The 26031-nt window shown below is 73.0% G+C and carries 26 protein-coding genes; 14 read left to right on the top strand and 12 right to left on the bottom strand.

Annotated elements, in window-relative coordinates; all coding sequences use genetic code 11:
- Positions 1-296: 296 nt before the first annotated feature.
- On the bottom strand, positions 297-1058 hold the full coding sequence (locus ACQP2H_RS28110; RefSeq protein ID WP_219464882.1) for a maleylpyruvate isomerase family mycothiol-dependent enzyme: 762 nt from the start codon (positions 1056-1058) through the stop codon (positions 297-299).
- A gap of 70 nt (positions 1059-1128) precedes the next feature.
- On the opposite strand from ACQP2H_RS28110, the gene ACQP2H_RS28105 reads away from it, so the two are divergent.
- Entirely contained in the window at positions 1129-2220 is a 1092-nt protein-coding gene (locus ACQP2H_RS28105; RefSeq protein ID WP_363819639.1) for a UDP-N-acetylmuramate dehydrogenase, read from the top strand.
- 405 nt (positions 2221-2625) lie between these two features.
- Here the strand turns inward: ACQP2H_RS28105 and ACQP2H_RS28100 are convergent, their stop codons facing one another.
- Both ACQP2H_RS28100 and ACQP2H_RS28095 read right to left on the bottom strand, forming a co-directional pair.
- Positions 2626-3423: a class I SAM-dependent methyltransferase gene (locus ACQP2H_RS28100; protein ID WP_357538067.1), complete on the bottom strand. Its 798-nt coding sequence runs from the start codon at positions 3421-3423 to the stop codon at positions 2626-2628.
- Positions 3424-3475: 52 nt separating this feature from the next.
- Complete coding sequence (locus ACQP2H_RS28095; RefSeq protein WP_219464880.1) at positions 3476-4243, bottom strand: SDR family oxidoreductase; 768 nt, start codon at positions 4241-4243, stop codon at positions 3476-3478.
- A gap of 182 nt (positions 4244-4425) precedes the next feature.
- Here ACQP2H_RS28095 and mshA point away from each other — a divergent pair, with 182 nt between their 5' ends.
- The 3 genes from mshA (at position 4426) to ACQP2H_RS28080 (ending at position 7333) form a co-directional block, all read left to right on the top strand.
- On the top strand, positions 4426-5790 hold the full coding sequence (mshA, locus tag ACQP2H_RS28090) for a D-inositol-3-phosphate glycosyltransferase (protein ID WP_219464879.1): 1365 nt from the start codon (positions 4426-4428) through the stop codon (positions 5788-5790).
- Between the two features lie 93 nt (positions 5791-5883).
- Positions 5884-6399 carry a YbjN domain-containing protein gene (locus ACQP2H_RS28085; RefSeq protein WP_208567910.1) on the top strand — a complete coding sequence of 172 codons (516 nt, stop codon included), beginning with the start codon at positions 5884-5886 and terminating at the stop codon, positions 6397-6399.
- A 76-nt stretch (positions 6400-6475) separates the two neighbouring features.
- Complete coding sequence (locus tag ACQP2H_RS28080) at positions 6476-7333, top strand: hypothetical protein (RefSeq protein ID WP_357538062.1); 858 nt, start codon at positions 6476-6478, stop codon at positions 7331-7333.
- An 808-nt stretch (positions 7334-8141) separates the two neighbouring features.
- Here ACQP2H_RS28080 and ACQP2H_RS28075 read toward each other — a convergent pair.
- Positions 8142-9482 carry an MDR family MFS transporter gene (locus ACQP2H_RS28075; protein WP_357538060.1) on the bottom strand — a complete coding sequence of 447 codons (1341 nt, stop codon included), beginning with the start codon at positions 9480-9482 and terminating at the stop codon, positions 8142-8144.
- 151 nt (positions 9483-9633) lie between these two features.
- Between ACQP2H_RS28075 and ACQP2H_RS28070 the strand changes: the two genes are divergently transcribed.
- On the top strand, positions 9634-10401 hold the full coding sequence (locus ACQP2H_RS28070; RefSeq protein ID WP_363819634.1) for a phosphoglyceromutase: 768 nt from the start codon (positions 9634-9636) through the stop codon (positions 10399-10401).
- Positions 10402-10471: 70 nt separating this feature from the next.
- Here the strand turns inward: ACQP2H_RS28070 and phoU are convergent, their stop codons facing one another.
- Entirely contained in the window at positions 10472-11125 is a 654-nt protein-coding gene (gene phoU, locus ACQP2H_RS28065; protein ID WP_219464876.1) for a phosphate signaling complex protein PhoU, read from the bottom strand.
- Between the two features lie 211 nt (positions 11126-11336).
- Here phoU and ACQP2H_RS28060 point away from each other — a divergent pair, with 211 nt between their 5' ends.
- Together ACQP2H_RS28060 and ACQP2H_RS28055 are read left to right on the top strand one after the other, a co-directional pair.
- On the top strand, positions 11337-12620 hold the full coding sequence (locus ACQP2H_RS28060; protein ID WP_219464874.1) for a sensor histidine kinase: 1284 nt from the start codon (positions 11337-11339) through the stop codon (positions 12618-12620).
- A gap of 21 nt (positions 12621-12641) precedes the next feature.
- Positions 12642-13325, top strand: coding sequence for a response regulator transcription factor (locus ACQP2H_RS28055; RefSeq protein WP_091242387.1), 684 nt, complete (start codon positions 12642-12644; stop codon positions 13323-13325).
- Positions 13326-13343: 18 nt separating this feature from the next.
- On the opposite strand, the gene ACQP2H_RS28050 is transcribed toward ACQP2H_RS28055, so the two are convergent.
- Entirely contained in the window at positions 13344-14156 is an 813-nt protein-coding gene (locus ACQP2H_RS28050; protein ID WP_219464872.1) for a hypothetical protein, read from the bottom strand.
- Between the two features lie 73 nt (positions 14157-14229).
- Here ACQP2H_RS28050 and ACQP2H_RS28045 point away from each other — a divergent pair, with 73 nt between their 5' ends.
- Both ACQP2H_RS28045 and ACQP2H_RS28040 read left to right on the top strand, forming a co-directional pair.
- The gene (locus ACQP2H_RS28045) at positions 14230-15174 is read left to right on the top strand and encodes a Ppx/GppA phosphatase family protein (RefSeq protein WP_357538056.1); all 945 of its coding nucleotides are present in this window, start codon (positions 14230-14232) and stop codon (positions 15172-15174) included.
- Between the two features lie 76 nt (positions 15175-15250).
- Positions 15251-16057 carry a sugar phosphate isomerase/epimerase family protein gene (locus ACQP2H_RS28040; RefSeq protein ID WP_219464871.1) on the top strand — a complete coding sequence of 269 codons (807 nt, stop codon included), beginning with the start codon at positions 15251-15253 and terminating at the stop codon, positions 16055-16057.
- Between the two features lie 160 nt (positions 16058-16217).
- On the opposite strand, the gene ACQP2H_RS28035 is transcribed toward ACQP2H_RS28040, so the two are convergent.
- From ACQP2H_RS28035 to ACQP2H_RS28025, 3 genes are read right to left on the bottom strand one after another with little or no spacing between them, the layout of a single operon-like run.
- Positions 16218-16766 (bottom strand): CGNR zinc finger domain-containing protein, encoded by a 549-nt coding sequence (locus ACQP2H_RS28035; protein ID WP_208568315.1) that lies wholly within the window; start codon positions 16764-16766, stop codon positions 16218-16220.
- 19 nt (positions 16767-16785) lie between these two features.
- Positions 16786-17952: a glutathionylspermidine synthase family protein gene (locus tag ACQP2H_RS28030; protein ID WP_219464870.1), complete on the bottom strand. Its 1167-nt coding sequence runs from the start codon at positions 17950-17952 to the stop codon at positions 16786-16788.
- A 2-nt stretch (positions 17953-17954) separates the two neighbouring features.
- Positions 17955-18236: a hypothetical protein gene (locus ACQP2H_RS28025; RefSeq protein ID WP_357538053.1), complete on the bottom strand. Its 282-nt coding sequence runs from the start codon at positions 18234-18236 to the stop codon at positions 17955-17957.
- A gap of 135 nt (positions 18237-18371) precedes the next feature.
- On the opposite strand from ACQP2H_RS28025, the gene ACQP2H_RS28020 reads away from it, so the two are divergent.
- The 5 genes from ACQP2H_RS28020 (at position 18372) to ACQP2H_RS28000 (ending at position 22310) form a co-directional block, all read left to right on the top strand.
- A complete protein-coding gene (locus ACQP2H_RS28020; RefSeq protein WP_357538051.1) occupies positions 18372-19292 on the top strand; it encodes a proline dehydrogenase family protein in 921 nt (306 codons plus the stop codon).
- Positions 19293-19471: 179 nt separating this feature from the next.
- Positions 19472-19684, top strand: a complete 213-nt coding sequence (locus tag ACQP2H_RS28015; RefSeq protein WP_091242358.1) for a helix-turn-helix domain-containing protein — start codon at positions 19472-19474, stop codon at positions 19682-19684.
- A gap of 233 nt (positions 19685-19917) precedes the next feature.
- Positions 19918-20019, top strand: coding sequence for a 30S ribosomal protein bS22 (locus ACQP2H_RS28010; RefSeq protein ID WP_007465623.1), 102 nt, complete (start codon positions 19918-19920; stop codon positions 20017-20019).
- 120 nt (positions 20020-20139) lie between these two features.
- On the top strand, positions 20140-21213 hold the full coding sequence (locus ACQP2H_RS28005) for an NAD-dependent epimerase/dehydratase family protein (RefSeq protein WP_219464869.1): 1074 nt from the start codon (positions 20140-20142) through the stop codon (positions 21211-21213).
- A 239-nt stretch (positions 21214-21452) separates the two neighbouring features.
- Positions 21453-22310 (top strand): lysophospholipid acyltransferase family protein, encoded by an 858-nt coding sequence (locus tag ACQP2H_RS28000; protein WP_219470394.1) that lies wholly within the window; start codon positions 21453-21455, stop codon positions 22308-22310.
- A gap of 108 nt (positions 22311-22418) precedes the next feature.
- Here ACQP2H_RS28000 and ACQP2H_RS27995 read toward each other — a convergent pair whose 3' ends face one another.
- The 3 genes from ACQP2H_RS27995 to ACQP2H_RS27985 form a co-directional block, all read right to left on the bottom strand.
- A complete protein-coding gene (locus ACQP2H_RS27995) occupies positions 22419-23291 on the bottom strand; it encodes an HAD family hydrolase (protein WP_219464868.1) in 873 nt (290 codons plus the stop codon).
- 109 nt (positions 23292-23400) lie between these two features.
- Positions 23401-24264: a DUF5667 domain-containing protein gene (locus ACQP2H_RS27990; RefSeq protein ID WP_219464867.1), complete on the bottom strand. Its 864-nt coding sequence runs from the start codon at positions 24262-24264 to the stop codon at positions 23401-23403.
- A gap of 230 nt (positions 24265-24494) precedes the next feature.
- The gene (locus ACQP2H_RS27985; RefSeq protein ID WP_433229460.1) at positions 24495-25571 is read right to left on the bottom strand and encodes an ECF subfamily RNA polymerase sigma factor, BldN family; all 1077 of its coding nucleotides are present in this window, start codon (positions 25569-25571) and stop codon (positions 24495-24497) included.
- Between the last annotated feature and the right edge of the window lie 460 nt (positions 25572-26031).

The raw sequence follows: 26031 nt of genomic DNA, 5'->3' as shown, positions 1-26031 counted from the left end.
GGTGGGGTGTGGACCTGCGTATGAGCGGGCCGTACGGATCGTCGGCCCGGATTCGATCTCTGTGAGAGAGCGCTCTCCCGACAGGGTGGTGGGTCGATGGACTCCTGTCAAGAGAGCGCTCTCTCGGATCGTCGCCGAACCGCAGGGCCGACCGCCCGAGCTACACCGGGGACCCCGAGAGCGGCCGTCCCGCAGCTACGCCGTGCGCAACCGACCCCGATCTACGCCGGGAACGCCGAGAGCGGCCGTCCCAGTCGGAACGGCCGCTCTCGGTACACGGCATGTGGTGGCGGGCGTCAGCCGACGCGCAGGCCCTCCAGCAGGGAACGGTCCCCCGCCACCCCGAGGGTGTCGAAGCTGACCCGGCCCCACAACGCCAGCAGCAGGTCGCTGGCCGAGCCGGTGACCTGCACCCGGGCGTGGTGGTCGTCGTGCCCGAAGACCGTCGCGGTGTCCAGCAGGGCCACCCCCTCGCCGCGCATCCGCAGGTACCAGTCCTGGGCGGCGTCGGTCGCGGTCAGGTGCACCACCCCCTGCCACTGCCCCCGGTTGCGCCGACGGCCGGACGGCAGCCAGGTGTCCAGCACCTCGCTCACCCCGTCGGCGGCGAGCTTCGTCTCGATCGGGTCACCGGCGGCGATGGCGAGCTGGGCGTCCCACCGGTGCACCGCCGTCTCGTGCGCCACCCGCCGCGGCCAGAAACCGGCCTTCTTGGGCTGCGGCATCGGGTTCCAGGCCGGAGCCTCCGGGTCGAGCGCGTCGAACAGGGTCACCAGCTGGTCGTACTCGTGCTGCCAGAGCTGGAGCGGGGACACCCCGGCGGGCAGCTCGGCGGTCTCGTCGCGGCGGGCCGGCTGGGCGGTGTCACCGGCACCGGCGAAGGAGTGCACCCAGTGGTAGAGGCCGGCCAGGTGCAGGGCGAGATCGGACACCGTCCACCCCGGGCAGGACAGCACAGGTGTCTCCGGCGGGGCCTCGGCCACGGCCGCGGCGAACGCCGGGCCGTCGACCCGGAGCGCTCCCAACCAGAAGTCCTTCGTGGCGTGCAGTCTGCTCATCGCAATCCTCCCCGGGGTGACCCGGCGACCAGTGGGTGCCGTGGCTACCCCTCAGCCTAGGGTGAAAGGCGTGTCAGACGTCTACGCCAAACCGACAACGAGCGCCGAACCCGCCGATCCGGCCGCCCTCGCGGAATACACCACCCTGCGCCTCGGTGGCACCGCCGCCCGGTTGGAGACCGCGACCAGCGCCGACGAGATCGTCCGCCGGGTCCGCGAGGCGCACCGCCGCGACGAACCGGTGCTGGTCCTCGCCGGCGGCAGCAACGTGGTCGTCGGAGACGCCGGCTTCCCCGGCACCGTCGTGCTGATCCGGTCGCGGGGCTACACCGTGGTCGCCGAGGACACCGACACCGTCACCGTACGGGTCGAAGCCGGCGAACCCTGGGACGACCTCGTCGCCGCGACCGTCGGCAACGGCTGGTCCGGCCTGGAGTGCCTCTCCGGCATCCCCGGCTCGGCCGGTGCCACCCCCATCCAGAACGTCGGCGCGTACGGCCAGGAGGTCGCCGAACGGATCACCGCCGTTCAGGTGTACGACCGCGCCGAGGACCGGCTGACCACCGTCGCCGCCCCGGACTGCGGGTTCGCCTACCGGGGCAGCATCTTCAAGTACAGCGACCGCTGGGTGGTGCTCTCGGTCGACTTCCGGCTGGACCGCTCGCCGCTGTCCGGGCCGGTCCGCTACGCCGAACTGGCCCGCTCGCTGGGGGTCGACGTCGGTGACCGGGTGCCGTTGGCCGCCGCCCGGGACACGGTGCTGACCCTGCGCGCCGGCAAGGGCATGGTGCTCGACCCCACCGACCCGGACACCTGGTCGGTCGGCTCGTTCTTCACCAATCCGGTGCTCGACCGGGCGGCGTACGACCTGCTGCGGGAGCGCGCCGCCGACCTCGGTGACCCCCCCTCCTGGCCCTGCCCCGGCGACCTGGTGAAGGTCAGCGCCGCCTGGCTGATCGACAAGGCGGGCTTCGCCAAGGGCCACCCCGGCCCCGGTGGCACCGCCATCTCCGGCAAGCACACCCTGGCCCTGACCAACCACAGCGGCACCGCCCGTACCGCCGACCTGATCGCCCTCGCCCGCGAGATCCGCGACGGCGTCCACACCCGCTTCGCCGTCCCCCTCCACCCCGAACCCGTCCTCATCAACTGCACCCTCTGACCCCCCTGCCCCACCCCCACCCCCACCCCGCCCCCGCCCCCACCCCGCCCCCACCCCCGCCCGCTCTGCCCGTGTTGATCAAGAGGTTTGCGTCATCCTCGCCCGCCCCCGTGACGCAATCCTCTTGATCACCGAGCCCATCCCCGCGGGGGCGGCGCGCGTTGCGGGTGGCCGGTGCCGGTGGGCGTGATCAAGAGGTTGGAGTCGTTCTCGGGCGGCCGGCTGACGCAAACCTCTTGATCACCGGTGCCGCCCCCGTCGGGGCGGGGCGGGCCGGGCCGACTGGTCGGGTGATCAAGAGGTTTGCGTCATGCCGTTGGCGGATTTTGACGCAAAGCTCTTGATCAACACGGGCAGGCGGGGGGGCGGGGTGGGGTGCGGGGTGTGGGGGTGCGGGTGGGGTGGTCAGGTGGGGGTGATGGCGGGCCAGGGGAGGGTTAGTTCGCCGTGGCGCCAGCGGTGGGGGCGGTCTAGGACGGGCCAGCCGGTGGACCGGAGGGTGTGGACGGCGGCCAGCCAGCGTTGGCGGGGGCCGAACGGGGCCAGCCCGGCGGCGGCGTGCCAGGCGTCGTCCAGGGCGCGGAGCAGGGCGTGGATGCCTTCACCCGGCACGTTGCGGTGGATCAGCGCCTTCGGTAGGCGCTCGGCCAACCGGGCCGGGCTCTCCAGCGTGGCCAGCCGGGCGGCCAGGGTCAGCGTCCGGGGGCCGGTGGAGTCGATCAGCAGCCAGCCGGCCAGCCGGCCCAACTCGTCGCAGGTGCCCTCGACCAGCACCCCGCCGGGGGCGAGCCGGTCGGTGACCGTCCGCCAGGCGTCGGCGACCTCGCGCTCGTCGTACTGGCGGAGCACGTTGAACGCCCGGACCACGGTGGGCCGTAACCCGGCCAGTTCGAAGCCGCCCCGGGCGAACGTCAACCCCGGTGGGTCGGCGGCCGGCGCGGCGGCGGCCACCCGTACCGGATCGATCTCCAGGCCGACCACCCGGACGTCGGGGCGGACCCGGGCGGCCAGCCGGTCGCGCAGCTCGACGGCGGTGACCGGGGTGGCACCGTAACCGAGGTCCACCACCAGCGGGTCGGCGGCGGCCCGTAACCGGTCGCCGCAGGTCTCGACGATCCAGTTGTCGACCCGGCGGAGCCGGTTCGGGTTCGTCGTCCCCCGGGTCACCAACCCCACCGGCCGTTGCCGGCCCCGGTCAGCCATCCCGGGTCACCAACCCCACCGGCCGCTGCCGGCCCCGGTCAGCCATCCCGGGTCACTGCCCGACCCGGTGCACCTTGTGCTGGGCGGCCTGGGCCAGCGGGCGGACCACCAACCGGTCCACGTTGACGTGGTGGGGGAGCGTGGCGCACCAGGCGATGCACTCGGCGACGTCCTCGGCCACCAGCGGCTGCGCGACCCCGGCGTAGGTGGCGTCGGCCTTCCCGGCATCCCCGCCGAACCGGTTCAGGCTGAACTCGTCCGTGCGGACCATCCCGGGGTCGATCTCGACCACCCGGACCGGTCGGCCGCACAGCTCCAGCCGCAGGGTGCCCGCCACGGCGGTCTGCGCGTGCTTGGCCGCGCTGTAGCCGCCCCCACCCTCGTAGACGGTGAAACCGGCGGTGGACGAGACCACCACGACCGTCCCGGTCCCGGAGCGCTCCAGGGCCGGCAGCAGGGCCTGGGTGACCCGCAGCGTGCCGAGCACGTTGACGTCGTACATCCACTGCCAGTCGGCGACCGAGCCGGACTCCACCGGGTCGAGCCCACGGGCCCCACCGGCGTTGTTGACCAGCAGGGTGACCGGCCCGGGGGCGTCGGCGGCGGCGCGGGCCAGCCCGGCCACCGACTCGTCGGAGGTGACGTCGCAGGCCACGGCGGTGGCGCTGCCGCCGGCCGCCGCGATCTCGGCGACCAGGTCGGCGAGCCGGTCGGTGCGGCGGGCGGCGGCGAGCACGTGGAAACCCTCGGCGGCGAGCCGGCGGGCGGTGGCCGCGCCGATCCCGCTGGACGCCCCGGTGACGATCGCGACAGAGGTCATCCGGCCATTCTCACCCTGGCAGCGGGGCTGGCCGCCCCGGGTCCCGTGATGAGGTCCGTCACGCCCGCGACCCGGGGCGAGGTATTTCCGAAGCCCGATGGGGAAGATTGCATCCGGCGTGAAGGTTGACCGAGGAGCGCCGGTCGTGCGGGACGGCATCAACCGTGACAGAGGGAGCGGACGTGGCGGATCAGCACATCGGTGTCGGTCGTCAGCGAGGTGCCCTGCCGTGGCCCCGGCCCCGTCGCATCGCCACCCTGTCGGTGCACACCTCGCCGCTGCACCAACCGGGCACCGGCGACGCGGGCGGCATGAACGTCTACATCCTGGAGGTCGCCAGGCGGCTCGCCGAGGCGAACGTCGAGGTGGAGATCTTCACCCGGGCCACCTCGGGTGACCTGCCACCGGTGGTGGAGATGGCCCCCGGCGTGCACGTCCGGCACGTCACCTCCGGCCCGCTGGAGGGGCTGACCAAGGAGGAGCTGCCCGGTCAGCTGTGTGCCTTCACCGCCGGGGTGCTGCGTGCCGAGGCGGCCCGCCCACCGGGGCACTACGACCTGATCCACTCGCACTACTGGCTGTCCGGGCAGGTCGGCTGGCTGGCCAAGGAGCGCTGGGGGGTGCCGTTGGTGCACACCGCGCACACCCTGGCCAAGGTGAAGAACGCCCAGCTCGCGGCCGGTGACCGGCCGGAGCCGAAGGCCCGGGTGATCGGTGAGGAGCAGGTCGTCGCCGAGGCCGACCGGCTGGTGGCGAACACCCGGGTGGAGGCGTCCGACCTGATCGACCGCTACGCCGCCGACCCGGCCCGGGTCGCGGTCGTCGAACCGGGGGTGGACCTGGACCGGTTCCGTCCCGCCGTCGGGGACCGGGCCGCCGCGACCCGCGCCGCCCGCCGCCAGCTGGGCCTGCCCACCGAGGGGTACGTCGTCGCGTTCGTCGGCCGGATCCAGCCACTGAAGGCCCCCGACGTGCTGGTCCGTGCGGTCGCGGCGTTACGCGAGCGCGATCCGGCCCTCGCCGAGCAGGTGACCGTGGTGATCTGTGGTGGCCCGAGCGGCAGCGGCCTGGACCGGCCCACCTCGCTGATCGAGCTGGCCGCTTCGTTGGGGGTCGCCGACCGGGTCCGGTTCCTGCCGCCGCGCACCGGGGACGACCTGCCCGCCCTCTACCGGGCCGCCGACCTGGTGGCGGTGCCCTCGCACAACGAGTCCTTCGGGCTGGTGGCCCTGGAGGCGCAGGCCTGCGGCACCCCGGTCGTGGCCGCCGCCGTGGGTGGCCTGGTGACCGCTGTGCGGGACGAGGTCAGCGGCGTGCTCGTGCACGGCCACGACCCGACCGACTGGGCCCGTACGCTGGCCCGGCTGCTGCCCGACCGGGTGGGCCGGGAGGCGTTGGGTCGGGGGGCGGCCCGGCACGCCCGCAGCTTCTCCTGGGAACGCACCGTGTCCGGGCTGCTCGCCGTGTACGGCGAGGCGGTCACCGGTCACCGGGCACGGTTGGCGGCCCGGCTGGCCGAGGGGCCGGCCCTGACCGGATCCTGGTGACCGGGCCGGATCCGTGGCGCGGTCACCGGACCGGGGGTGCGGTGACCGGGCGCTGTCCGGTGGGTTCGTCACCCCGGCCGTAGAGTGGGTCCGATGAGCGCGAAGAGCGAGCTGGCGGCCCTGATCGAGGCGGTCTGCACCGAGCGGGAGCTGGAGTGGGAGGCCACCGGCGAGGGGTCGTACGCGGTCACCCTGCCCGGCACCCACAAGCTCAAGACGATCTGCAACCTGATCGTCGGCGAGCACGCGCTGCGGGTCGAGGCGTTCGTGATGCGCCAGCCCGACGAGCGGCGCGAGGAGCTGTGGGCGTGGCTGTTGCAACGCAACGCCCGGATGTACGGCGTCGCGTTCTCGATCGACGCGGTCGGGGACGTCTACCTCACCGGCCGGGTCAACCCGTCCGGCGTCGACGCCGACGAGCTGGACCGGTTGTTCGGTGCGGTGCTCAGTTATGCCGACGAGTCCTTCGACACCATGCTGGAGATCGGCTTCGGCAGTTCGATCCGCCGGGAGTGGGAGTGGCGGGTCAAGCGGGGCGAGTCGACCGCTAACCTCGCCGCCTTCGCCCACCTCTTCACCCCGTCCTCGGGAGGTTCGGACCGGTCCTGACGGGTATGCCGCACCGCTGCGGTGCGGCAGTGTGGGACCCGCCGCAGGCCGAGGACGGACTGTCGAGGAGCGTGTCATGGCTCAGCGGAACAGCTCAGGTCGCGGCGCGTCGGCGACCAGGACCACGCGTCAGGCCGGCAATCAGACCCCGAACACGCCGGGCATCTCCGAGTCGGAGATCTCCCGGATGAGGGTCGACGACATCCGGGGTCAGTTGCGCCGCAGGGGAGTCTCCGGGATCTCCGCGTTGCGCAAGCCGGACCTGGTGAAGACGCTCGCGCGGACGTTGCGCGCGGAGGGTCGGGCCGGCGGTGCCGCCCGACGCAGCACCGGCCCGTCCGGCCGGGCGCCGGCCAGGAAGAGCGCCGGGGCGACCGGTGCCGGTAAGGGCACCTCCACCCGACGGGGGACCTCGGCACGGGCGAAGACGTCGGCGGCGTCCCGGGTGAAGACGTCCGCCGCGTCCCGGGCGAAGGCGACGGCGGCGTCCCGGTCGGGACGAGCCGCCCTGTCGCGGCCGGGAGCGAAGGCGGCACCGGCAAGGGCCGCCACCCGCGCTGCGGGCGTGCGTACCGGGCGGGCCACCTCGCGGTCGGTACGGTCCTCGCAGCTCATCACCTCCCCGGCGGACCGGCCGGAACGCCCGGGGCGCAGCCTGGTCACCACCAACCACCAGGTGATCCGGAACTGGGCCGCGGCACGCGGGGCCCGGCCGGCCACCATCGTCGGCACCGAGCGGGCGGGCCGGCCGGGGGTGCTCACGTTCGACCTCCCGGGTTACCGGCAGAGCCGGCAGGTGCGGGTGGTCAGTTGGGACGACTGGTTCCGGACGTTCGACAGCCGCAGGCTGAACCTGATCTTCCAGGAGCAGCTGCGGGACGGCCGGCAGAGCAACTTCTTCCGCACCGAATCACCCGATCGGGAAGACGGCTGAGGGGTTTGCGGGAATCGCTGCCGGGTAGCCGCGTGTTGGCAGTCACGAGACCCGGAAACGGCGTCAGCGCAGCTGGGACGGCCGGTGTTGTGACCGGCGGAACAGTGCTCGCGGGTTGAATCCGGAATCTGGGCGAACTAACTTTATTGCACCGCGTCACGCTCGGAAACGTTCGGGGGAGCGGCGGATCGATCAGATCCGTGCACCGGGCGAGGCGCGCATCGGGTGGAGCACACCGTTGGGGGACGGTGCCACCCGGGAACCGGCGGCGCGAGCGGGCGACGCTTACGGGGGTGAGGGTCGCCCGCCGCCGCCGGGCAGGCGGTACGAGCGCCCACCGCGACTTCCGGTCGCGGTGGGCGCTCTGCCGTTGCCGGTTCCTTCGTGGGCGGGCGGTGCCAGGCCCGGGTGGGCGGGTAGCGCCACGTCGTAGTGTCCGCCGGACCCGTGTGGGCGGGCGGTGCCAGGTCCGGAGCGGGTAGCGGGCAGATGACCTGCCCCCCGAGATCGCTGGGCCTGTGTTGCCGGGCCGTCGCCCGGGTGCGGGTAGCCCCGGGTGCGTCCTTTCGAGCTGATGCCGTTGACGATTCAGGGGCGGTGGCACCTCACCCACGTGGTCCGCCTGCCCGATGCGGGTACACACCTCCCGGTGAGGTGAGTCGTTTGCGTCATCAGCTCCACAGGACGCTGATGGGGTATGCCCACGCTCTCGCGACTGCCCGGTGTGCGGTCCCGGGCGGGTCCGGGCCGTCGACCCGGGTGAGCCGCCGTGTTCGGGCCGGCTCGGGTGGGCGCGCTGGTGTCGTACTCAGGCGGGGGTGCGGGCGCCGACCGGCTCGGCGGGTGCGGTCGCGGCGGCCTCGGCCGACTGCGGGGGAGGCGGTTGGACGGCGGTGACCGGCACGACCGGGGCCCCGGGGTGGCGCAGGCGGGCCGCCCGACGTTCCCGGGCCGGCCCGGAGAGCAGGTGGGCCAGCGCGGTCGCCATGCCGATCGCGGCGCAGCCCAGCCAGAGTGCGCCGTTGCCGGCGTGTTCCCGGACCACCCCGCCGAGCACCGGGGCGACCGCCCCGGCAACCTGCCAGGACAGCGAGAAGACACCCTGGTAGCGGCCCCGCAGTTCGGCCGGGGAGAGTTCGGCGATCAGGGTGGCGTTGGACGGGGAGTTGAGCATCTCGCCGAGCGTCCAGATCAGCACGGTGAGCCCGAAGAACCAGGCGGCGTCGGCGAACGCGGTCAGCCCGAAGCCGACGCCCATCACCACCGAGGCGAGGGCGAGCACGTGCGAGCGGCTCCGGCCCCGGATCAGCCGGGGGACGAAGAGTTGGCCCGCCACGATCAGCACCCCGTTGAGCGCGATCACCGAGCCGTAGGTGGCGGGGGAGAGCCCGGCGTCGCCCATCGCGATCGGCAGCATCGAGATGTGCTGGAGGAAGACCAGCGCGCCGAACAGGTTGAGCACGACGAACCCCAGGAACACCCGGTCGGCGGCGATGGTGCGCAGCGCACCCGCCCGGGGCGGGCCGCTCGTCGCACCCTTGACGGCGCTGGTCGCCGGGGCGCGGCGGGTCTCGCCGACCTTGACGAAGATGATCAGCGCGGTGGCCAGGGTGGTGGCCGCGTCGACGACGAACAGCAGCAGGTAGCCGGCCTCGGCGGCGAGGCCGGCGAGCACTGCGGCGCAGGCGAAGCCCAGGTTGATCGCCCAGTAGTTGAGCGAGAACGCGCGCAACCGGTCCCGCTCCGGCACCACGTCGATCATCATGGCCCCGAACGCCGGCCGGGCGGCCTCGGCGAACGTGCCGAGCAGCAGCGCACCCACCGCCACCGCCCAGAGGGGCCGGGCGAAGCCGAGCGTCAGCATCATGGTGGCCGCGCCCAGGTGGGCGGTGAGCAGGGTCGGCCGCCGCCCCCACCGGTCGACCAGGGTGCCGCCCACGGTGGTGCCGACCGCGCCGCCGACCCCCCACAGGCCGATCACCAGGCCGGCCTGGGCGGCGGAGAAGTGGCGGGCCTGGGTCAGGTAGATGGCAAGGAAGACCAGCACGAACGAACCGAGCCGGTTGATCAGGGTGCCGGTCCAGAGGTACCAGAAGGTCCTCGGTAGTCCACCTGTGGTGTCCCGGAACCAACTCCGTACCGTCCGCACGCCCGCGCCCCCGCTCAGGTAATGACTGTTGCCCTCGTAGCGCCTTACAACCTAGTTCCGGGGTCTGACACCGGTCACCCGGTTTTCCACGTGGTGGTCGTCACCACCACTGCCCGCGTGTCCCCGCGCCGCGTGCGGCAGGATGATCGGCATGACTGCGAGCGAGGGACCCACCGTCGGGACGCTGGTCCTGCTGCGGCACGGCGAGAGCGACTGGAACGCGAAGAACCTCTTCACCGGCTGGGTGGACGTCGACCTGACGGCCAAGGGCGAGTCGGAGGCCCGCCGTGGCGGCGAGCTGCTGCGGGAGCACGGCCTGCTGCCGGACGTGGTGCACACCAGCGTGATGCGCCGGGCGATCCGCACCGCCGAGTTGGCGCTGAACGCCGCCGACCGGCACTGGATCGCGGTGCGCCGGTCGTGGCGGCTCAACGAGCGGCACTACGGCGCCCTGCAGGGCAAGAACAAGAAGCAGACCCTGGACGAGTACGGCGAGGAGCAGTTCATGCTCTGGCGTCGCTCGTACGACACGCCGCCGCCGCCGATCGCCGACGACGACGAGTTCTCCCAGGTCGGCGACCCGCGGTACGCGTTGCTGCCGACCGAGCTGATGCCGCGCACCGAGTGCCTCAAGGACGTGGTGGAGCGGATGCTCCCCTACTGGTACGACTCGATCGTGCCGGACATCCTCGCCGGCCGCACCGTCCTGGTGGCGGCGCACGGCAACTCGCTGCGCGCCCTGGTCAAGCACCTCGACCAGATCTCCGACGAGGCGATCGCCAAGCTGAACATCCCCACCGGCATCCCGCTGCGCTACGACCTCGACCCGCAGCTGCGCCCCATCACCCTGGGCGGGGCCTACCTCGACCCGACGGCCGCCAAGGAGGCCGCCGCCGCGGTCGCCAACCAGGGCCGCTGACCCGCAGTGAAGTGCTCCCCGCCCGGCGGAGGTCGCCGGGCGGGGAGCACTTCCCGTCGCGCGGTGCGGGTCAGCTCGTGGCGGGGACGGTCTCCCCGGTGATCAGGTAGACCACCCGCTCGCCGGCGTTCACCGCGTGGTCGGCGAACCGCTCGTAGAACCGGCCGAGCAGGGTGGCGTCGATCGCCGTCTCCACCCCGTACGGCCACCCGTCGCCGAGCAGCATGCCGAACAGGCTCTTGTGCAGGTCGTCCATGACGTCGTCGTCGCGGTCCAACTCGGCGGCGATGTCGGCGTCGGGGTTGGCCAGCACCTTGCCGATCTTCTCGGCCATCCGGTCGGCGACCGACGCCATGTCGGTGAAGACCGGTCGCAGCTCGGCCGGCACCGCCGGGGACGGGTGCCGGCGCAGGGCGGTCTTCGCCACGTGGTCGGCCAGGTCGCCCATCCGCTCCAGGTCGGCCGCGACGTGCAGGGCGGTGATCATCGCGCGCAGGTCGGAGGCGACCGGCGCCTGCCGGGCGAGCAGGTCGCAGACCCGCTCCTCGACGTGTTGGTAGAGGTCGTCGATCTCGGCGTCCCGCGCGATCACGGTCTCGGACGCCTCGCGGTCGGCGGTGAGCAGCCCGCGGGTGGCCTGGCGCATCGCGGCGCGCACCCCCTCCGCCATGTCCACCAGCAGTTGGCTGACAATCTGCAGGTCGGCCCGGAACTCGTCGCGCATCGTCACTTCCTGGGGTCGGTGCCGCCGGCAGCCCCGAGGACCGTCGGCGTACGGGTTGAGCAGGTGCGGGACCCACCGTAGGCGGGGGCGACGGACCGCAGATGAACCCGGGTGAACGACGCGGGGCCCGGGAGTGAATTTCTCCCAAAGCGAGTGTGGTTCGTCCTGTTATGGGCGATAGCCAGGTTAACAATGACCCTACGATCGCCGGGTGGAGTGGGCGGTGGCGATCGTGGTGGCCCTGGGGACCGGACTGGTCGCCGGGCTGCTGCTGTCGCGAACCGTCCACGACTGGCGACGCCGTGCGGCGTCGTCCGGGAGCGAGGGCTCCCGCTGGAACCTGGGGAGGCGTGCGATTCCCGACGACCAGTCCGGCGGGCTGACCGGGCTCGGCCGCAAGACCATCGACTCACTCCGCGCCGGTGTCGTGGTGCTCGGCCCGGACGACGTGCCGGTGCTGGTGAACCCGGCCGCCCGGGCGATGGGACTGCTCCGTACCGGCGCCACCCCCGGCACCATCGCGGCCCATCCGCTGATCCGTACCCTCGCCGGGCAGGTCCGGCGGACCGGGGTGCGGCGCGAGATCGAGCTGGACCTGCCCCGGGGTCGCGACAACGCCGGGGAGAACCCGCTCGGCGTGCACCTGCGGGCGATGGGCATCGGCGGCGGGTACATCGCCGTCGAAGCCGCCGACGTCACCGAGTCGCACCGGCTGGCCCGGGTGCGGCGGGACTTCGTGGCCAACGTCAGCCACGAGCTGAAGACCCCGATCGGGGCGCTGCAACTGCTCGCCGAAGCCCTCGTCGACGCCACCGAACCGGCCGACGGCGCACCCGACCTCTCCGAGGACATGCTTGCCGCCCGCCGGTTCGCCGAACGCATCCAACACGAGTCGACCCGGCTCGGCCGGCTGGTGCAGGAGCTGCTGGAACTGACCCGGCTCCAGGGCGCCGAGCCGCAACCCGCGCCGGAACCCGTCGCGGTCGACTGGGTGATCGCCGAAGTGCTCGACCGGACCCGCACCTCGGCCGCCGCCCGCCGGGTCCAGGTGATCACCGAAGGACAGCGGGGGCTGACCGCGTACGGCAGTGACAGCCAGCTCGCCACCGCCGTGTCCAACCTGGTGGAGAACGCGATCACCTACTCCGGCGAGGACACCACCGTGCGGGTCACCACCCGGGCGGACGACGACCACGTCACGGTCTCCGTCACCGACCAGGGCATCGGCATCGCCCCCACCGACGTCGACCGGATCTTCGAACGGTTCTACCGGGCCGATCAGGCCCGGTCCCGCGCCACCGGTGGCACCGGCCTCGGCCTGGCCATCGTCAAACACATCGCCAGCAACCATGGCGGCCGGGTGGAGGTGGCGAGCACCCTGGGAGGGGGCTCGACGTTCACCCTCCGGCTACCCGCCGGCCCGCCGGACGCCCTGGAGACGATACTGCCGTCCGCTGGGATCGAGCCCGGCCCGGCCGAACTGCGCCGGTCCTGACCGTAGGAAGGAAACACCCCGTTGAGCCGCGTACTGGTGGTCGAGGACGAGGAGTCGTTCTCCGACGCCTTGTCGTACATGCTCCGCAAGGAGGGTTTCGAGGTCTCCGTCGCCGCGACGGGCACCTCCGCCCTCACCGAGTTCGACCGGACCGGCGCGGACATCGTGCTGCTCGACCTGATGCTTCCGGAGATGTCCGGGACGGAGGTCTGCCGGCAGCTGCGACAGCGCTCGCACGTGCCGATCATCATGGTGACCGCCCGGGACAGCGAGATCGACAAGGTGGTCGGGCTGGAAATCGGCGCCGACGACTACGTCACCAAGCCGTACTCGCCCCGGGAGCTGGTGGCCCGGATCCGGGCGGTGCTGCGCCGGCAGAGCCCCGAGGTGACCGAGTCGGGTGCGCCGACGCTGGCCGCCGGCCCGGTCCGGATGGACATCGAGCGGCACGTGGTGACCGTCGACGGGACGACCGTGCAGCTCCCGCTCAAGGAGTTCGAGCTGCTGGAGCTGCTGCTGCGCAACGCCGGCCGGGTGCTCACCCGGGGGCAGCTCATCGACCGGGTCTGGGGTGCCGACTACGTCGGTGACACCAAGACCCTGGACGTGCACGTCAAGCGGCTGCGATCCAAGATCGAACCGGAGCCGTCCGCGCCCCGGTTCATCGTCACCGTGCGCGGGCTGGGCTACAAGTTCGAGCCGTAGGCCGGCGGTGCACGGCGTTCACCCCTGCGGGCTGGCCGGGTGCGGGGCGATCTGACCCTGGCCCAGCCGGGCCGCGCACAGCTCGGCCAGCCTCGCGTACGCGGGTGCGCCGATCAGCGCGGTCAGCTCCGGGCCGTACGACAGGTACATCGGCTCGGTGCCGACGTGCGCGTCGGTCGACGAGGTGCACCACCAGTCCAGGTCGTGCCCGCCGGAACCCCAGCCCCGCCTGTCGAACTCGGCGAGCGTCGACACCAGCACCTTGGTGTCGTCGGGCCGCTTGGTCCACTCCTGGTCCCGGCGGATCGGCAACTGCCAGCACACGTCCGGCTTGTATTCCAGCGGGTGCACGCCGTCGCGCAACGCCTGGCCGTGCAGGGCGCACCCGCCTCCGCCGGGGAAGTCGGCGTCGTTGAGGAACACGCACGGGGCGTCCTCACCCCGGGTGGCGGTACGCCGGGCCGGATTCTTGCCGTCGATGGTGTCGGTCGCGGTCCAGTTCTTCGTACCCTTGCGGAAGTGCTGCCAGGTCTGCGGGGTGAGCCGCTTGACGGCCGCGCGGACCCGCTTCTCGTCGTCGGTGTCGGTGAAGAACGCGCCGTGCGAGCAGCAGCCGTCAGCGGCCCGGCCGGCGACGATGCCGTGGCAGCCCTGGCCGAACACGCACGTCCAGCGGGACAGCAGCCAGGTGAGGTCGGCGCGGACCAGGTGCCGCTCGTCGGCCGGGTCGACGAACTCGATCCACTCCCGGGGAAAGTCCAGCCCGACCTCCCGGCTGCGGGGGTCGCCGGGGTCGTCCACCAGCACGTGCAGCTCCACCTGGCTCGTCACCCGGACCAGCGTACGCGCGCCCGATGCGGCCGGCCGGCGTGCCACCGAAACCCGGTGGCCCTAGGGTCTTCCCATGCGGCTGGGTGTGCTCGACGTCGGTTCCAACACGGTTCATCTGCTGGTGGTCGACGCCCACCACGGCGCGCACCCGTGGGCGGCGCACTCCGAGAAGGTGGTGCTGCGGCTGGCCGAGCAGATCGGCCCGGACGGCGCGCTCACCCGGGCCGGCGCCGACGGGCTGGTCGAGGCGGTCGGCGCGGCGCGCGCGTCGGCCACCGCGCTGGCCGCCGACGACCTGCTGGCCTTCGCGACCAGCGCGGTGCGGGAGGCCACCAACGCGGCCGAGGTGCTGACCCGGGTGCGGGAGGAGACCGGCGTACGGCTGGAGGTGCTCTCCGGTGCGGACGAGGCGCGGGCGACGTTCCTCGCGGTGCGACGGTGGTTCGGCTGGTCGGCGGGGCGGTTGCTGGCGATGGACATCGGCGGCGGCTCGTTGGAGTTGGCGGCCGGCATCGACGAGGACCCGGAGGTGGCGGTGTCGCTGCCGTTGGGGGCCGGCCGGTTGAGCCGGGACCGGCTGCACGTCGACCCGTCGGGGCTGACCCCACCGACCGCCGAGGCCGTGGAGGAGTTACGGGAGTACGTCGACGCGCAGCTCGACCCGGTGGTGGAGAAACTGGCCGGGGTGGGCTGGGAACGGCCGGTCGCCACCTCGAAGACCTTCCGGACGCTGGCCCGGTTGGCCGGGGCGGCCCCCTCCTCGGCAGGGCTGTGGGCGCGGCGCAGCCTCACCCGGACGGGGCTGCGGCAGGTGTTGGGGTTCGTCCGGCACATCCCACCGGGCAAGCTCTCCGAGCTGGAGGGGGTCAGCGCCGGGCGGGCCCACCAACTGCTGGCCGGGGCGGTGGTGGCCGAGGCGGTGCTGCGCCGGTTCGACGTGCCGGCGGTGGACATCTGCCCGTGGGCGCTGCGTGAGGGCGTCATCCTCAGACGGTTGGATCAGCTGGCACCGATGTGACGTACACCGGCGGTTGCGCGGCTTTTGCGGTTGCTCGTCCGGAACTGTGGTGGCGGGCCGGGCTACCCTCGGGGATGTGACTTCCCGCGTCCCGGTGCTCCTGTCCAGTTCCTCGGTCTTTCCTGAGCGGACCGCGGCGGCGTTCCAGCTCGCCGCGGCACTCGGCTACGACGGGGTCGAGGTGATGGTCTGGACCGACGCCGTCAGCCAGGATGCCGGCGCGCTGCGTGGCCTCGCCAAGCACTACGGCGTCCCGGTGCTGTCGGTGCACGCCCCCTGCCTGCTGGTCACCCAGCGGGTGTGGAGCCCCGACCCGTGGGAGCGGCTGCGGCGGGCCGCCGAGCTGGCCGACACGCTGGAGGCCCCGACGGTGGTGGTGCACCCGCCGTTCACCTGGCAACGCGACTACGCCCGGACCTTCGCCGACGGGCTGGGCACCATCGCCGCCCGGTTCACCGGGCTGCACCTGGCGGTGGAGAACATGTACCCGGTGCGGATGGCCGGTCGGCAGTTCGTCCCGTACGCGCCCGGTTGGGACCCGACCGACGTCGGCTATCCCGCGTACACCCTCGATCTGTCGCACTGCGCCGCGTCGCACAGCGACCCGCTGGCGATGGCCGACCGGATGGGTACCGGCCTGGCCCACGTCCACCTAGGCGACGGCACCGGGGAGGGCCGCGACGAGCACCTGGTCCCCGGCCGGGGCACCCAACCCTGCGCCGAGCTGCTCCGCTCCCTGGCCGGCCGCGGCTTCACCGGCTCGGTCGCGGTGGAGGTCACCACCCGGGGCGCCAAGAGCCGCGCCGTCCGCGAAGCCGACCTCCGCGACTCCCTCACCTTCGCCCGCGCCCACCTGACCGCCCCCACCCCCCTAAACGCCTAACCCACCCCCTCCCCCCACCCCACCCCCACTTCGCCCCGGTGATCAAGAGGTTTGCGTCATGTCCGAGCCCGAATCTGACGCAAAGCTCTTGGTCAACTGACGCAAAGCTCTTGATCACCGGGGCGGGGCGGGGCGAGCGAGGCGGAAGGGGGGAGAGGGGTCAGGGGACCGGGGTGAGGGTGGGTTGCTCGGCGGCGCGTTTGCGGGCGCGGTGGGCGGCGACGTGGGAGCGGGTGGCACAGCGCTCCGAGCAGAACCGGCGGCAGCAGTTGGACGAGGTGTCCAGGTAGACGTTGCGGCAGCGCTCGTCGGCGCAGACCCCGAACCGGGCGCTGCCGTACTCGCAGAGCCACACCGACAGGCCCCACGCCGCGCCGGCCAGGTATTCGGCGCTGACCGACGCGCCCCGGCTGGTCACGTGCATGTGCCAGTCGCTGGAGTCGTGACCCGAGATGCGCGGCTGCACCGGGAACGCCTCCAGCATGGCGTTCAGTTCGGCCACCGCCTGGGCGTCGCGCCCCGAGGTGCCGTACTCGAAGACGTCGCGCAACCGCTTCTGCGCCCGCCGGAAGATTGCCAGGTCCCGGTCGGCGACCTCGTCGCGCATCCACGCGTTGTCGTCCGGAAAGAGGGCCCGCAGGTCGTCGAGGTCGTCCAGGTGGGCGTTGACTAGGTCAACCCCGGTCCTGGCGTACGCGTCGAAGTTCACCCGACCAACGGTAGACGACTCATGCGGCACGCGGCGCGTCGATGTAGTGCGGCAGGAAGCGCGCGTAACCGTCGGTGATCAGACTTTCGCTCTCCCGGATGCCGACGCCTGCGGACCCGCCGTCGACGATCCAGCTGCCCAGCACCATCCGACCCCCGTCGAACTGCGGCAACGCCCGGAACTCCTGATAGCAGAAGCCCTCGTCACCATAGATCCCCGGATTGCTGATCTCCGTGTCGCCGGTGACGATGCGTACCGAGCCGCCCTCCCGGCCGAGCAAGGGCTTCGCCACGTACTCCGGCATTCCGCGCGGTGAGTCCAGGTAGGCCGGGAGCAGCAGCTCGTGCCCCGGGTACAGCTCCCAGAGCACCGCCAGCAGCGCCTTGTTCGACAGCAGCAGCTTCCAGGCCGGTTCGATCCAGGTGGTCGGGGTGCCCGGCTCCAACGCCGGACGGCCGTACGGCTCGGCCAGCATCCACTCCCACGGGTAGAGCTTGAAGCAGGTGGTGACCGGCCGGTCGGCGGCGTCGACGAAGCGCCGGCCGTCCCAGCCGACGTGCTGGATCGGCAGCAGCGTCACGTCGAGCCCGGCCTGCCGGGCCGTCTCGGCCAGATAACCGGCGGTGATCTGGTCCTCGCCGGACTCCTCCTCGTTGGACCAGCACACGTGCACCCGCCGGTCGTGCAGCCCCGCTCCGATCTTGGCCCACGCCCCGACCAGCCGCTCGTGCAGGCTGTTCCACTGGTCGGCGTCGGGGCGGGTGTCCTCCAGCCAGTACCACTGCACGATGCTCGCCTCGACCAGGGCGGTCGGAGTGTCGGCGTTGTACTCCAGCAGCTTCGGCGGCCACGAGCCGTCGTAGGCCAGGTCGAACCGGCCGTACAGGGTGGGTGGGCGTTCGTGCAGCGACCGGGCCACCGCCTGTGCCGCCCAGTCGGGGATGCCGAACTCGGCGTACCGGTTGCGGGCCACCACGTGCTCGGCGGCGGCCACCGACATCCGGTGCAACTCCTCGGTCGCCTCCTCCAGCCGGAGCACCTCGTCGAGGTCGAAGACGTACGCGGCGGACTCGTCCCAGTACGACATGATCTCGCCGTCGGGCAGTTCGGTGTCGACGTACACCAGGCCCTGGGTGCGGATCACCGCGTCGAACTCCGGGCGGGGGGTGACCCGCTCCCGGCGCACCGTCAGCCGCCGCAGGAGGCGAGATGGGTGCCGAAGCCGCCGCGCTCCGGCAGCGCGCCGGCCACCGGGTCGGGTGCGGCGGCCCGGGGGTCGATGCCGACGGTCGGCACCTGCATGGCGAGTGCCACGGTGTCCCCGCCGCCGACCGGCCCGAGGGCGCAGTCGTCATCGTCGTCGTCGGAGGTGAGGTTGCAGCCGGAGAGGGCGAGTGCCAGCGCGGTGAGCGCGCCGATCTGCACGGAGGCCGACCGCAGCCGGCGGCGGGGGTGTCGTTCCACGCTCATGGTTGTAACTGATCCACGCCACCGGCGCGTCCCCTGACCGGCCCGTACCGTGGCCGGAACCGGTGCGCCCCGCCGCCGGGCACGGTCCGCCCCGCCGCCGGGCGCGGTCCCACGGTCGGGCGTTACGCTCGGCTCATGCTCCGTTCCGTCATCCTCGCCGCCTCCCGGTCATCCCAGGTCGAGCGGCTCGTCGCGACGGCCCCCCTCACCCGGGACGTCGTCCGCCGGTTCGTCGCCGGCACCGGCACCGACGACGCGTTGCGCGCGACCCGCGAACTCGTCGCCGACGGCCTGACGGTCACCCTCGACAACCTCGGCGAGGACACCGTCACCCCCGACCAGGCCACCGCCACCCGGGACGAGTACCTCGCCCTGCTGCGGGCACTCGACGCCGCCGGGCTCACCCCGGCCGCCGAGGTGAGCGTCAAGCTCTCCGCCCTCGGTCAGCGCTTCGACGAGCAGTTGGCCTACGACAACGCGCGGGCGATCTGCGCGGCGGCCGACGAGGCGGGCACCACGGTCACCCTGGACATGGAGGACCACACCACCACCGACTCGACCCTGGACACGCTGGTCAAGCTGCGTAAGGACCACCCGTCGACCGGGGCGGTGCTCCAGGCGTACCTGCGGCGGACCGAGTCGGACTGCCGGGAGTTGGCCGGTGCCGGGTCGCGGGTCCGGTTGTGCAAGGGCGCGTACGCCGAGCCGGAGTCGGTGGCGTACCAGTCGGCCCGCGAGGTGGACAAGTCGTACGTGCGCTGCCTCAACGTGCTGATGTCCGGGGCGGGCTACCCGATGCTGGCCACCCACGACCCGCGCCTGATCGCCATCGGCGAGGACCGGGCCCGCTGGTTCGACCGGGGCCCCGGCGAGTTCGAGTTCCAGATGCTGTACGGCATCCGCCCCGACGAGCAGGCCCGGCTGGCCGGTGAGGGCTACACGGTGCGCACCTACCTGCCGTACGGGGAGGACTGGTACGGCTACCTGATGCGCCGCCTCGCCGAGCGCCCCGCGAACCTGGTCTTCTTCGGTCGGGCCCTGGCCTCGAAGAAGTAGGCCATCCGGGAACACCAGGTCACGACCGGGTGAACGACGCCCGGTGCGCGATGAGTTGTGGGAAGGGATCGCGCAGGTCACAGCCGCCCCGCTACCGTACTGGTAACACGCGCGTTGCCGGCCCGTGCGGAAGCTCCGTCGGGTGGCGCGCGCCGGGCATGGGATGGGTCGGGTGAGCCATGGCCGGGTCGCAGTCCTCCGACGGTCGGCTGTCGGATGTCAGGTTCCTCACGGTCGCCGAGGTCGCCGCGGTGATGCGGGTGTCCAAGATGACGGTCTATCGCCTGGTGCACAGCGGTGAACTCACCGCCGTCCGGGTGGGCCGTTCGTTCCGGGTGCCCGAGCACGCCGTACACGACTATCTGCGTGGGGCGTTCCAGGAGACCGCCTGATCGCGCCGGTCGCGGCCGTACGACCGCACCGATCGCGACGTAACGGGCATCGGCTGGGGGCGCGTTGGTCCTGCTGACGCTCTCCGGCTACCCTGGAGCCGATCCTGAACCGTGCGCCGGTGTGCCCCGCCGCCACCAGGCTGGGTCCAGGTCCGTTGTCCGCAGAGCGGCCACCGGCGTCACCATCTCGACGCCGGGCGTCCGTGCCGAACGTTGCATCGAAAGGCTGTCGTATGGGCTCGGTGGTCAAGAAGCGCCGCAAGCGCATGGCTAAGAAGAAGCACCGCAAGCTGCTGCGCAAGACCCGCGTCCAGCGTCGCCGTCTCGGCAAGTGACCGACGCCGGGTCACCACCCGGCGTCCGGCACCACTTGCCATCTGTCGACCCCCGGAGGCTCAGGTGATCAGGCCGCGGACATCCCGGCTCGATCTCGCCTGCCGGTCAGGGCGTGCGCGATGACCCCCGGTGGCACCCCAGGTGCTCCGGGGGTCGTCGTCGTGACCGGGGTCGGTCGTTATCTGGGGGCGCACGTCGCCGCCCGGCTCGCCGCCGACCCCCGCATCGAACGGGTGATCGGCGTCGACCCGGCCACTCCCGGCCCCGAGTTCGCCGGCCTGCTCGACCGGGTGGAACGCATCCGGCTGGACCTCGACTCGCTCGGCGGCCTGCTGGCCGACCTCGACGTCGTCGCCGTGGTCCATCTCGCCCTGGTCACCGCCCCCGACCCGCAGCAGGGCGGCCGGTCGGGGATGAAGGAACAGAACGTCATCGGCACCATGCAGCTGCTCGCCGCCTGCCAGCGGGCACCCCGGCTGCGCAAGCTGGTGGTCCGGTCGTCGACCGCCGCCTACGGCGCGTCCTTCCGCGACCCGGCGGTCTTCACGGAGGAGACCGAGCCCCGCGAGGTGCCGCGCGGCGGTTTCGGCCGCGACATCCTCGACATCGAGGGGTACGTGCGCGGCTTCCGTCGCCGTCGACCCGACGTGACCGCGACGGTGCTGCGCTTCGCCCCGTTCATCGGCTCCACCGCCGACACCACACTCACCCGGTACTTCTCCCAGCCGGTGGTGCCCACGGTCTTCGGCCGCGATCCCCGGCTCCAGTTCGTGCACTTCGACGACGCCCTGGAGGTGCTGCACCGGTCGGTCGCCGAGGACCACCCGGGCACGTACAACGTCGCCGGGCCGGGGGTGCTCTCGCTGTCCCAGGCGATCCGCCGGGCCGGTCGGGTGGCCGTGCCGGTGTGGGAGCCGGGGCTGTCCGGGGCCGCCGCGATCGCCCGTAACCTCGGCTTCGGCCGCTACGGCCTCGACCAGGTCGACCTGATCGTGCACGGCCGAGTGGTCGACACCCGCCGGCTGACCCGGGAGTACGGCTTCACCCCGCGCTCCACCGCCGTCGCGTTCGACGACTTCATCCGCGCCCACCACGGTGGTGCCGTCCTCAGCCGGGACCAGCTCGCCATGGCCGAGCAGATGGTGCTGGAGAGCATCCGGCAGGTCCGTTCCGCGGTCCGGGACCGTACGTGACCGAGCAGAACGGCCACCGTCGGCTCACCACGCCGCCCGTCCCCGCCCCGCCGTCGCGCAACGGGGCCCGGCCCGAGCCCACCGCCCCCGACCTGGCCCGCCCCGCGCCCAAGTCCGAGCCCGCGCCCGCGCCCAAGTCCGCGCCCGCGCCCGCGCCCGCGCCCAAGTCCGCGCCCGCGCCCGCGCCCAAGTCCGCGCCCGCGCCCGCGCCCGCCGAGCCTGACGCGGCCGGCCCTTCGGTGGCGGACCGGCCCGGTGACCAGTGGGACCGTCGGGTCGCCTCCGGCCTGGCGTTCCTGCGCCGCCGCCTCTCCGGCCAGTACGAGGTGGACGAGTTCGGGTTCGATCCGGAGCTGACCGGGGCGGTCTTCCATCCGCTGCTGCGGCTGCTCTACCGCGACTGGTTCCGCACCGAGGTGACCGGCCTGGAGCACGTGCCCACCGACGGGGCCGGCCTGGTGGTCGGCAACCACTCCGGCACGGTGGCCCTGGACGCGCTGATCCTCTCCGCCGCCCTGCACGACCAGCACCCCGCCCGCCGCTACCTGCGGCTGCTCGGCGCGGACCTGGTCTTCCGGATGCCCGTCGTCTCCGAGCTGGCCCGCAAGACCGGCGGTACGGTCGCCTGCAACCCGGACGCCGAGCGGCTGCTCGGCAACGGCGAGGTGGTGGGCGTCTTCCCCGAGGGGTTCAAGGGCATCGGCAAGCTCTACTCCGACCGCTACAAGCTGCAACGCTTCGGCCGGGGTGGTTTCGTCTCGGCGGCGTTGCGCACCGGCACCCCGATCGTCCCGGTCGCCATCGTCGGCGGCGAGGAGATCTATCCGATGCTGGCCGACATCAAACCGTTGGCCCGGCTGCTCAAGCTGCCCTACTTCCCGGTCACCCCGACGTTCCCGTGGCTGGGGCCGCTGGGCATGGTGCCGCTGCCCAGCAAGTGGCTGATCGAGTTCTGCCCGCCGATCCCGACCGCCCACCTGACCGACTCGGCGGACGACCCGCTGGTCGTGTTCAACCTCGCCGACCAGGTCCGCGAGACCATTCAGCAGACCCTGCACCAGCTGCTGGAACGCCGCCCCGACCCGTTCGGCCCCTGAGCCTGCGTCTCCGGCCGCCCGGCGCGGGGGTGTGGCGCGGTGGCCCGGTCCGGGGAGGGTGCGGCGCGGTGGCCCGGCGGGTCGGCTGCGGTCCGGGTGGCGCCGGGGTCAGGCCGGGTGGCGGCGTCGGTGCAGCGCCCGGCCGGCGGAGACCGCGCCGGCCAGCAGCCCCAGCGCCGCCGTCGACGGTACGGCGATCCGGGCGGCCCGGCGCCCGGTGCGGAAGTCCCGGACCTCCCAGCCCCGCTCCCGGGCGGTACGCAGCAACGCGCCGTCCGGGTTGACCGCCACCGCCCGGCCCACCGCGTCGAGCATCGGCAGGTCGTTGCAGGAGTCGCTGTAGGCGGTGCAGCGGGCCAGCTCCAGCCCTTCGACCGTGGCGAGTTGGAGGACCGCCTCGGCCTTCGCCGGCCCGTGCATCAGGTCACCCACCAGCCGGCCGGTGTACGCGCCGTCAACCACCTCGGCGACGGTGCCGATCGCGCCGGTCAGGCCGAGCCGGGCGGCGATCACCCGGCCGATCTCCACCGGCGCGGCGCTGACCAACCAGACCCGCTGGCCGGCGTCGAGGTGGCGTTGGGCGAGCCGTCGGGTGCCGACCCAGATCCGTGGTGCCATCAACTCGTCGAAGATCTCCTCGGCCAGCCGTTCGACGTCACCGACCCGCCAACCCTCGACGAAGGCGAGGGCGGCCTGTCTGGCCTTCGACATGTCACCGGCGTGCTCGGTGGCCAGCAACCGGAACCGGGCCTGCTGCCAGGCGAACCGGGCCAGGTCACCGGTGGTGAAGTAGCGGCGGGCGGCGAGCCCACGGGCGAACCAGTAGATCGACGCGCCCTGCATCATGGTGTTGTCGACGTCGAAGAACGCAGCGGCGAGGGAATCCGCCGGGGCGGGCCCGAGCGTCGGCGTCGCGTCCGCCCAGCCGGCGGTGTGCCCGTGGGCGTCGGTGCTGACGGTCACCTTGCGGGTGTCGGCCATCGCACCTCCTCCCGCGCCGTCGAGCGTGCCTTCGTTGACGAGCCTAGTCGGGCCGGGACGCCGGTCGACCGGTCCACGCAGGAACTGTGGCGGGTGACTCTGCCGCCGGTCAGCGGTCGATCGGGCAGCCGGCCGGGACAGGGCCGAGGGCGTCGCTGTCGACCGGGGCGGGTGACGCGCAGCTGATCGCGGCGCGCAGCGCGTCGGAGCGCTTGCGGATCGCGTCGAGCAGGGCGAGGGACTGCCGGGTGCGTTCCCGCTCGGCGGAGCCGGCCCCGTCGAGCAGGCCGGCCACCGCCCGACGTTGCCCGGTGACGAAGGTGTTCACCGCGTCCAGCGCCGCCGGATCGGTGTGCTGCGCGGCACCGGTGGTGAGCAGCCGTACGCCCTGCCGGGTGTCGGCGTCCATGTCGTCGAGGACCGCGCTGAACCCGGTCGCGTCGTCGCGGAGCGTCGCCGCCTCGTCGAGCCGGGTCCGGGCGAAGTCGAGGAAGAGTTGCCCGCGGCTGAGGTCCGACTTGGCCAGGGCTAGCTGGGCCCGTTCGGTGGAACGCTTCATGCCGTACAGGGCGTCGCCGGGCACCGCGTTCTCACTGGCGGCGGAGATGCCGGAGACGGCGATCGCCCCGGCCGCGATGCCCACCAGGATGGCGCCCCGGGCCCGGGCCCGGCGGGCGGTCGCCCCGCCCAGCAGCGAACTCCGGCCGGTGGCCTGCGGGGTGCCGGCCGCAGCCGGGTCGGTGGTGTGTTCCCGCTCGGCGGCGGCCACCAGCATGGCCCGCAGGCCGGCGCGGAACTCAACGTCCACGTGGATGTCAGGTCGCTCGGCGACGAGTCGCTGCCCGACCGCCACGAGCCTGGTGAGCTGGTCGTCGGCGCGGGATCGGACGTGGTGGCGTCGGCCGCCGTTGGCCTCGTCGAGAAGCTGGGCGAAGCGTACGGCCCGACGACGGGAGAAAAGGTCGCTGTCCACCGCAGGCACCCCCTCTCGCTGGTCACGGCCGGTCGGCCGCGGTGGTTCCCAGCGACCGGCGGCGGCGTGCACCGTCGTACCAGGGTCGTGGTCGGCGGCGCTGCCCTGGACCGGGACGGATCCGGGGGCGCCGGGACAACCACCGGCCGCACCCGGAGAAACGCTCCGTGCCGGGCACCGGTTACGGGGCGGCCGGCAGCGAAATCACGAAGAGTGATCGTTGCCGCAGGTCAGGGCTGGAAACCGTCGGGTAGCAGACGGGCCAGCGCGCGGACCGCGCGGTACTGCAACGCCTTGATCGCTCCCTCGTTCTTGCCCATCGCCCGGGCCGTCTCCGCCACCGAGAGGCCCTGGAGGAAGCGGAGCACGATGCACTCCTGCTGTTCCGGGTTGAGCCGGGTGACGGCGGTGAGCAGCGCGACGTTGGTGATGTGCTCGACCACCGCCGCCTCGGGGCTGCCCTCCGGTCCGCGGTCCTCCCGGTCGGCGTCGAGTACGTCACCGGTGGTCACCTCCAGCCGGTAGCGGCCGGACTTGAAGTGGTCGGCGACCAGGTTGCGGGCGATGGTGACCAGCCAGGCGCCCAGGTCGCGACCCTGCCAGGTGAAGCTGCCGATCCGTTTGAGGGCGCGCAGGAAGGTGTCCGAGGTGAGGTCCTCCGCCAGTTGGCGGTTGCCGACCCGGAAGTAGACGAACCGGAAGACCGTGTCCACGTACCGGTCGTAGATCAGTCCGAACGCCTCGGCCTCGCCGGCCTGCGCCCGTTCGACCAGCGTCCAGACCTCGGTGGCCGGGTCGGACGGGTCGGGTCGGCTCGGAAAGCCGGTGGGCGGGGTGCCGGTGGGCGTCGCGGTGGTGCCGGTCGGGGCGGGGGCCGGGGCCGTCGGGCGTGCGGTGCCCTCGGTCGGTACGGCCGGGACCAGTGCGGTGTCGTCGGTCGGTACGGCCGGGATCAGTGCGGTGTCGTCGGTCGGTACGGCCGGGATCAGTGCGGTGTCGTCGGCCGGTACGGCCGGGATGACGGCGGTCTCCCCGCCGGTCGGATCGGTCACGGCGGGGGGGTCGCCGACCCGCCGGCTCTGCGTGGGCATGGTGGGTGGCCGGGCGGGTGAGGTCACCCGCCCGGCCGGGGTGGCGTTGCCACCGGGCGCGGCGGGCCGGGGTGCCGCCTCGTTGGGGTGTGGACGCTGGTGCACCCGGCGGGACGCCGCCTCCGGGCGGGCCGGGTCCAACCGTTCGTTCACCGATGCGCGGGGCGTCGGCCCGGTCAGCCCGGTGGGATGATCCGGGTAGCCGAAGGCGGTCATCGGGCCTCCCGAGGGCGCGGCACGGCCGGGTCCGGACGGCGGCGGGCAGCCGCCGCGCCGGGTCTGTCCCTGTCGGACAGGGCCGTGTGGTGGGGTGCCGACGCGCGGCAGATCCCCTTGAGGTGCTGGTCCAATGCGCGCACAGGCACGGGGGCCTCCTCGGGCTGAGGGGTGTCGACTCACGGCAAATGGGGTGAGCCGACCCGAGTGATGATAGGGCCAACGTCACCCGTGTGTGCCAAGTCCGTTACACAGGGCCAAAGTATTTGCCGGGGCCGCACAGCCTTGGCGGACCGGTTGTCCGTCGTGGTCGGTTGACTTTCACGTCGCGACTTGATCCGGGGTGGAAATTGCAGCTCAGTGGGGTGGTTGGCGGTCGACGACACGCCGCGGCGCCGGTCCGTCCACCGGTGTTCCCGGCCCCGTCCCGGCGCGGTCGGGGACCCGGATCGGCCCTCCG

Origin of the sequence: Micromonospora sp. CA-248260 (genome assembly GCF_050942205.1) — a bacterium.
Classification (GTDB): Bacteria; Actinomycetota; Actinomycetes; order Mycobacteriales; family Micromonosporaceae; genus Micromonospora; species Micromonospora antibiotica.
Note: the sequence above shows the minus strand (reverse complement) of the source record. Positions and strands in the feature narration are given on the sequence as shown.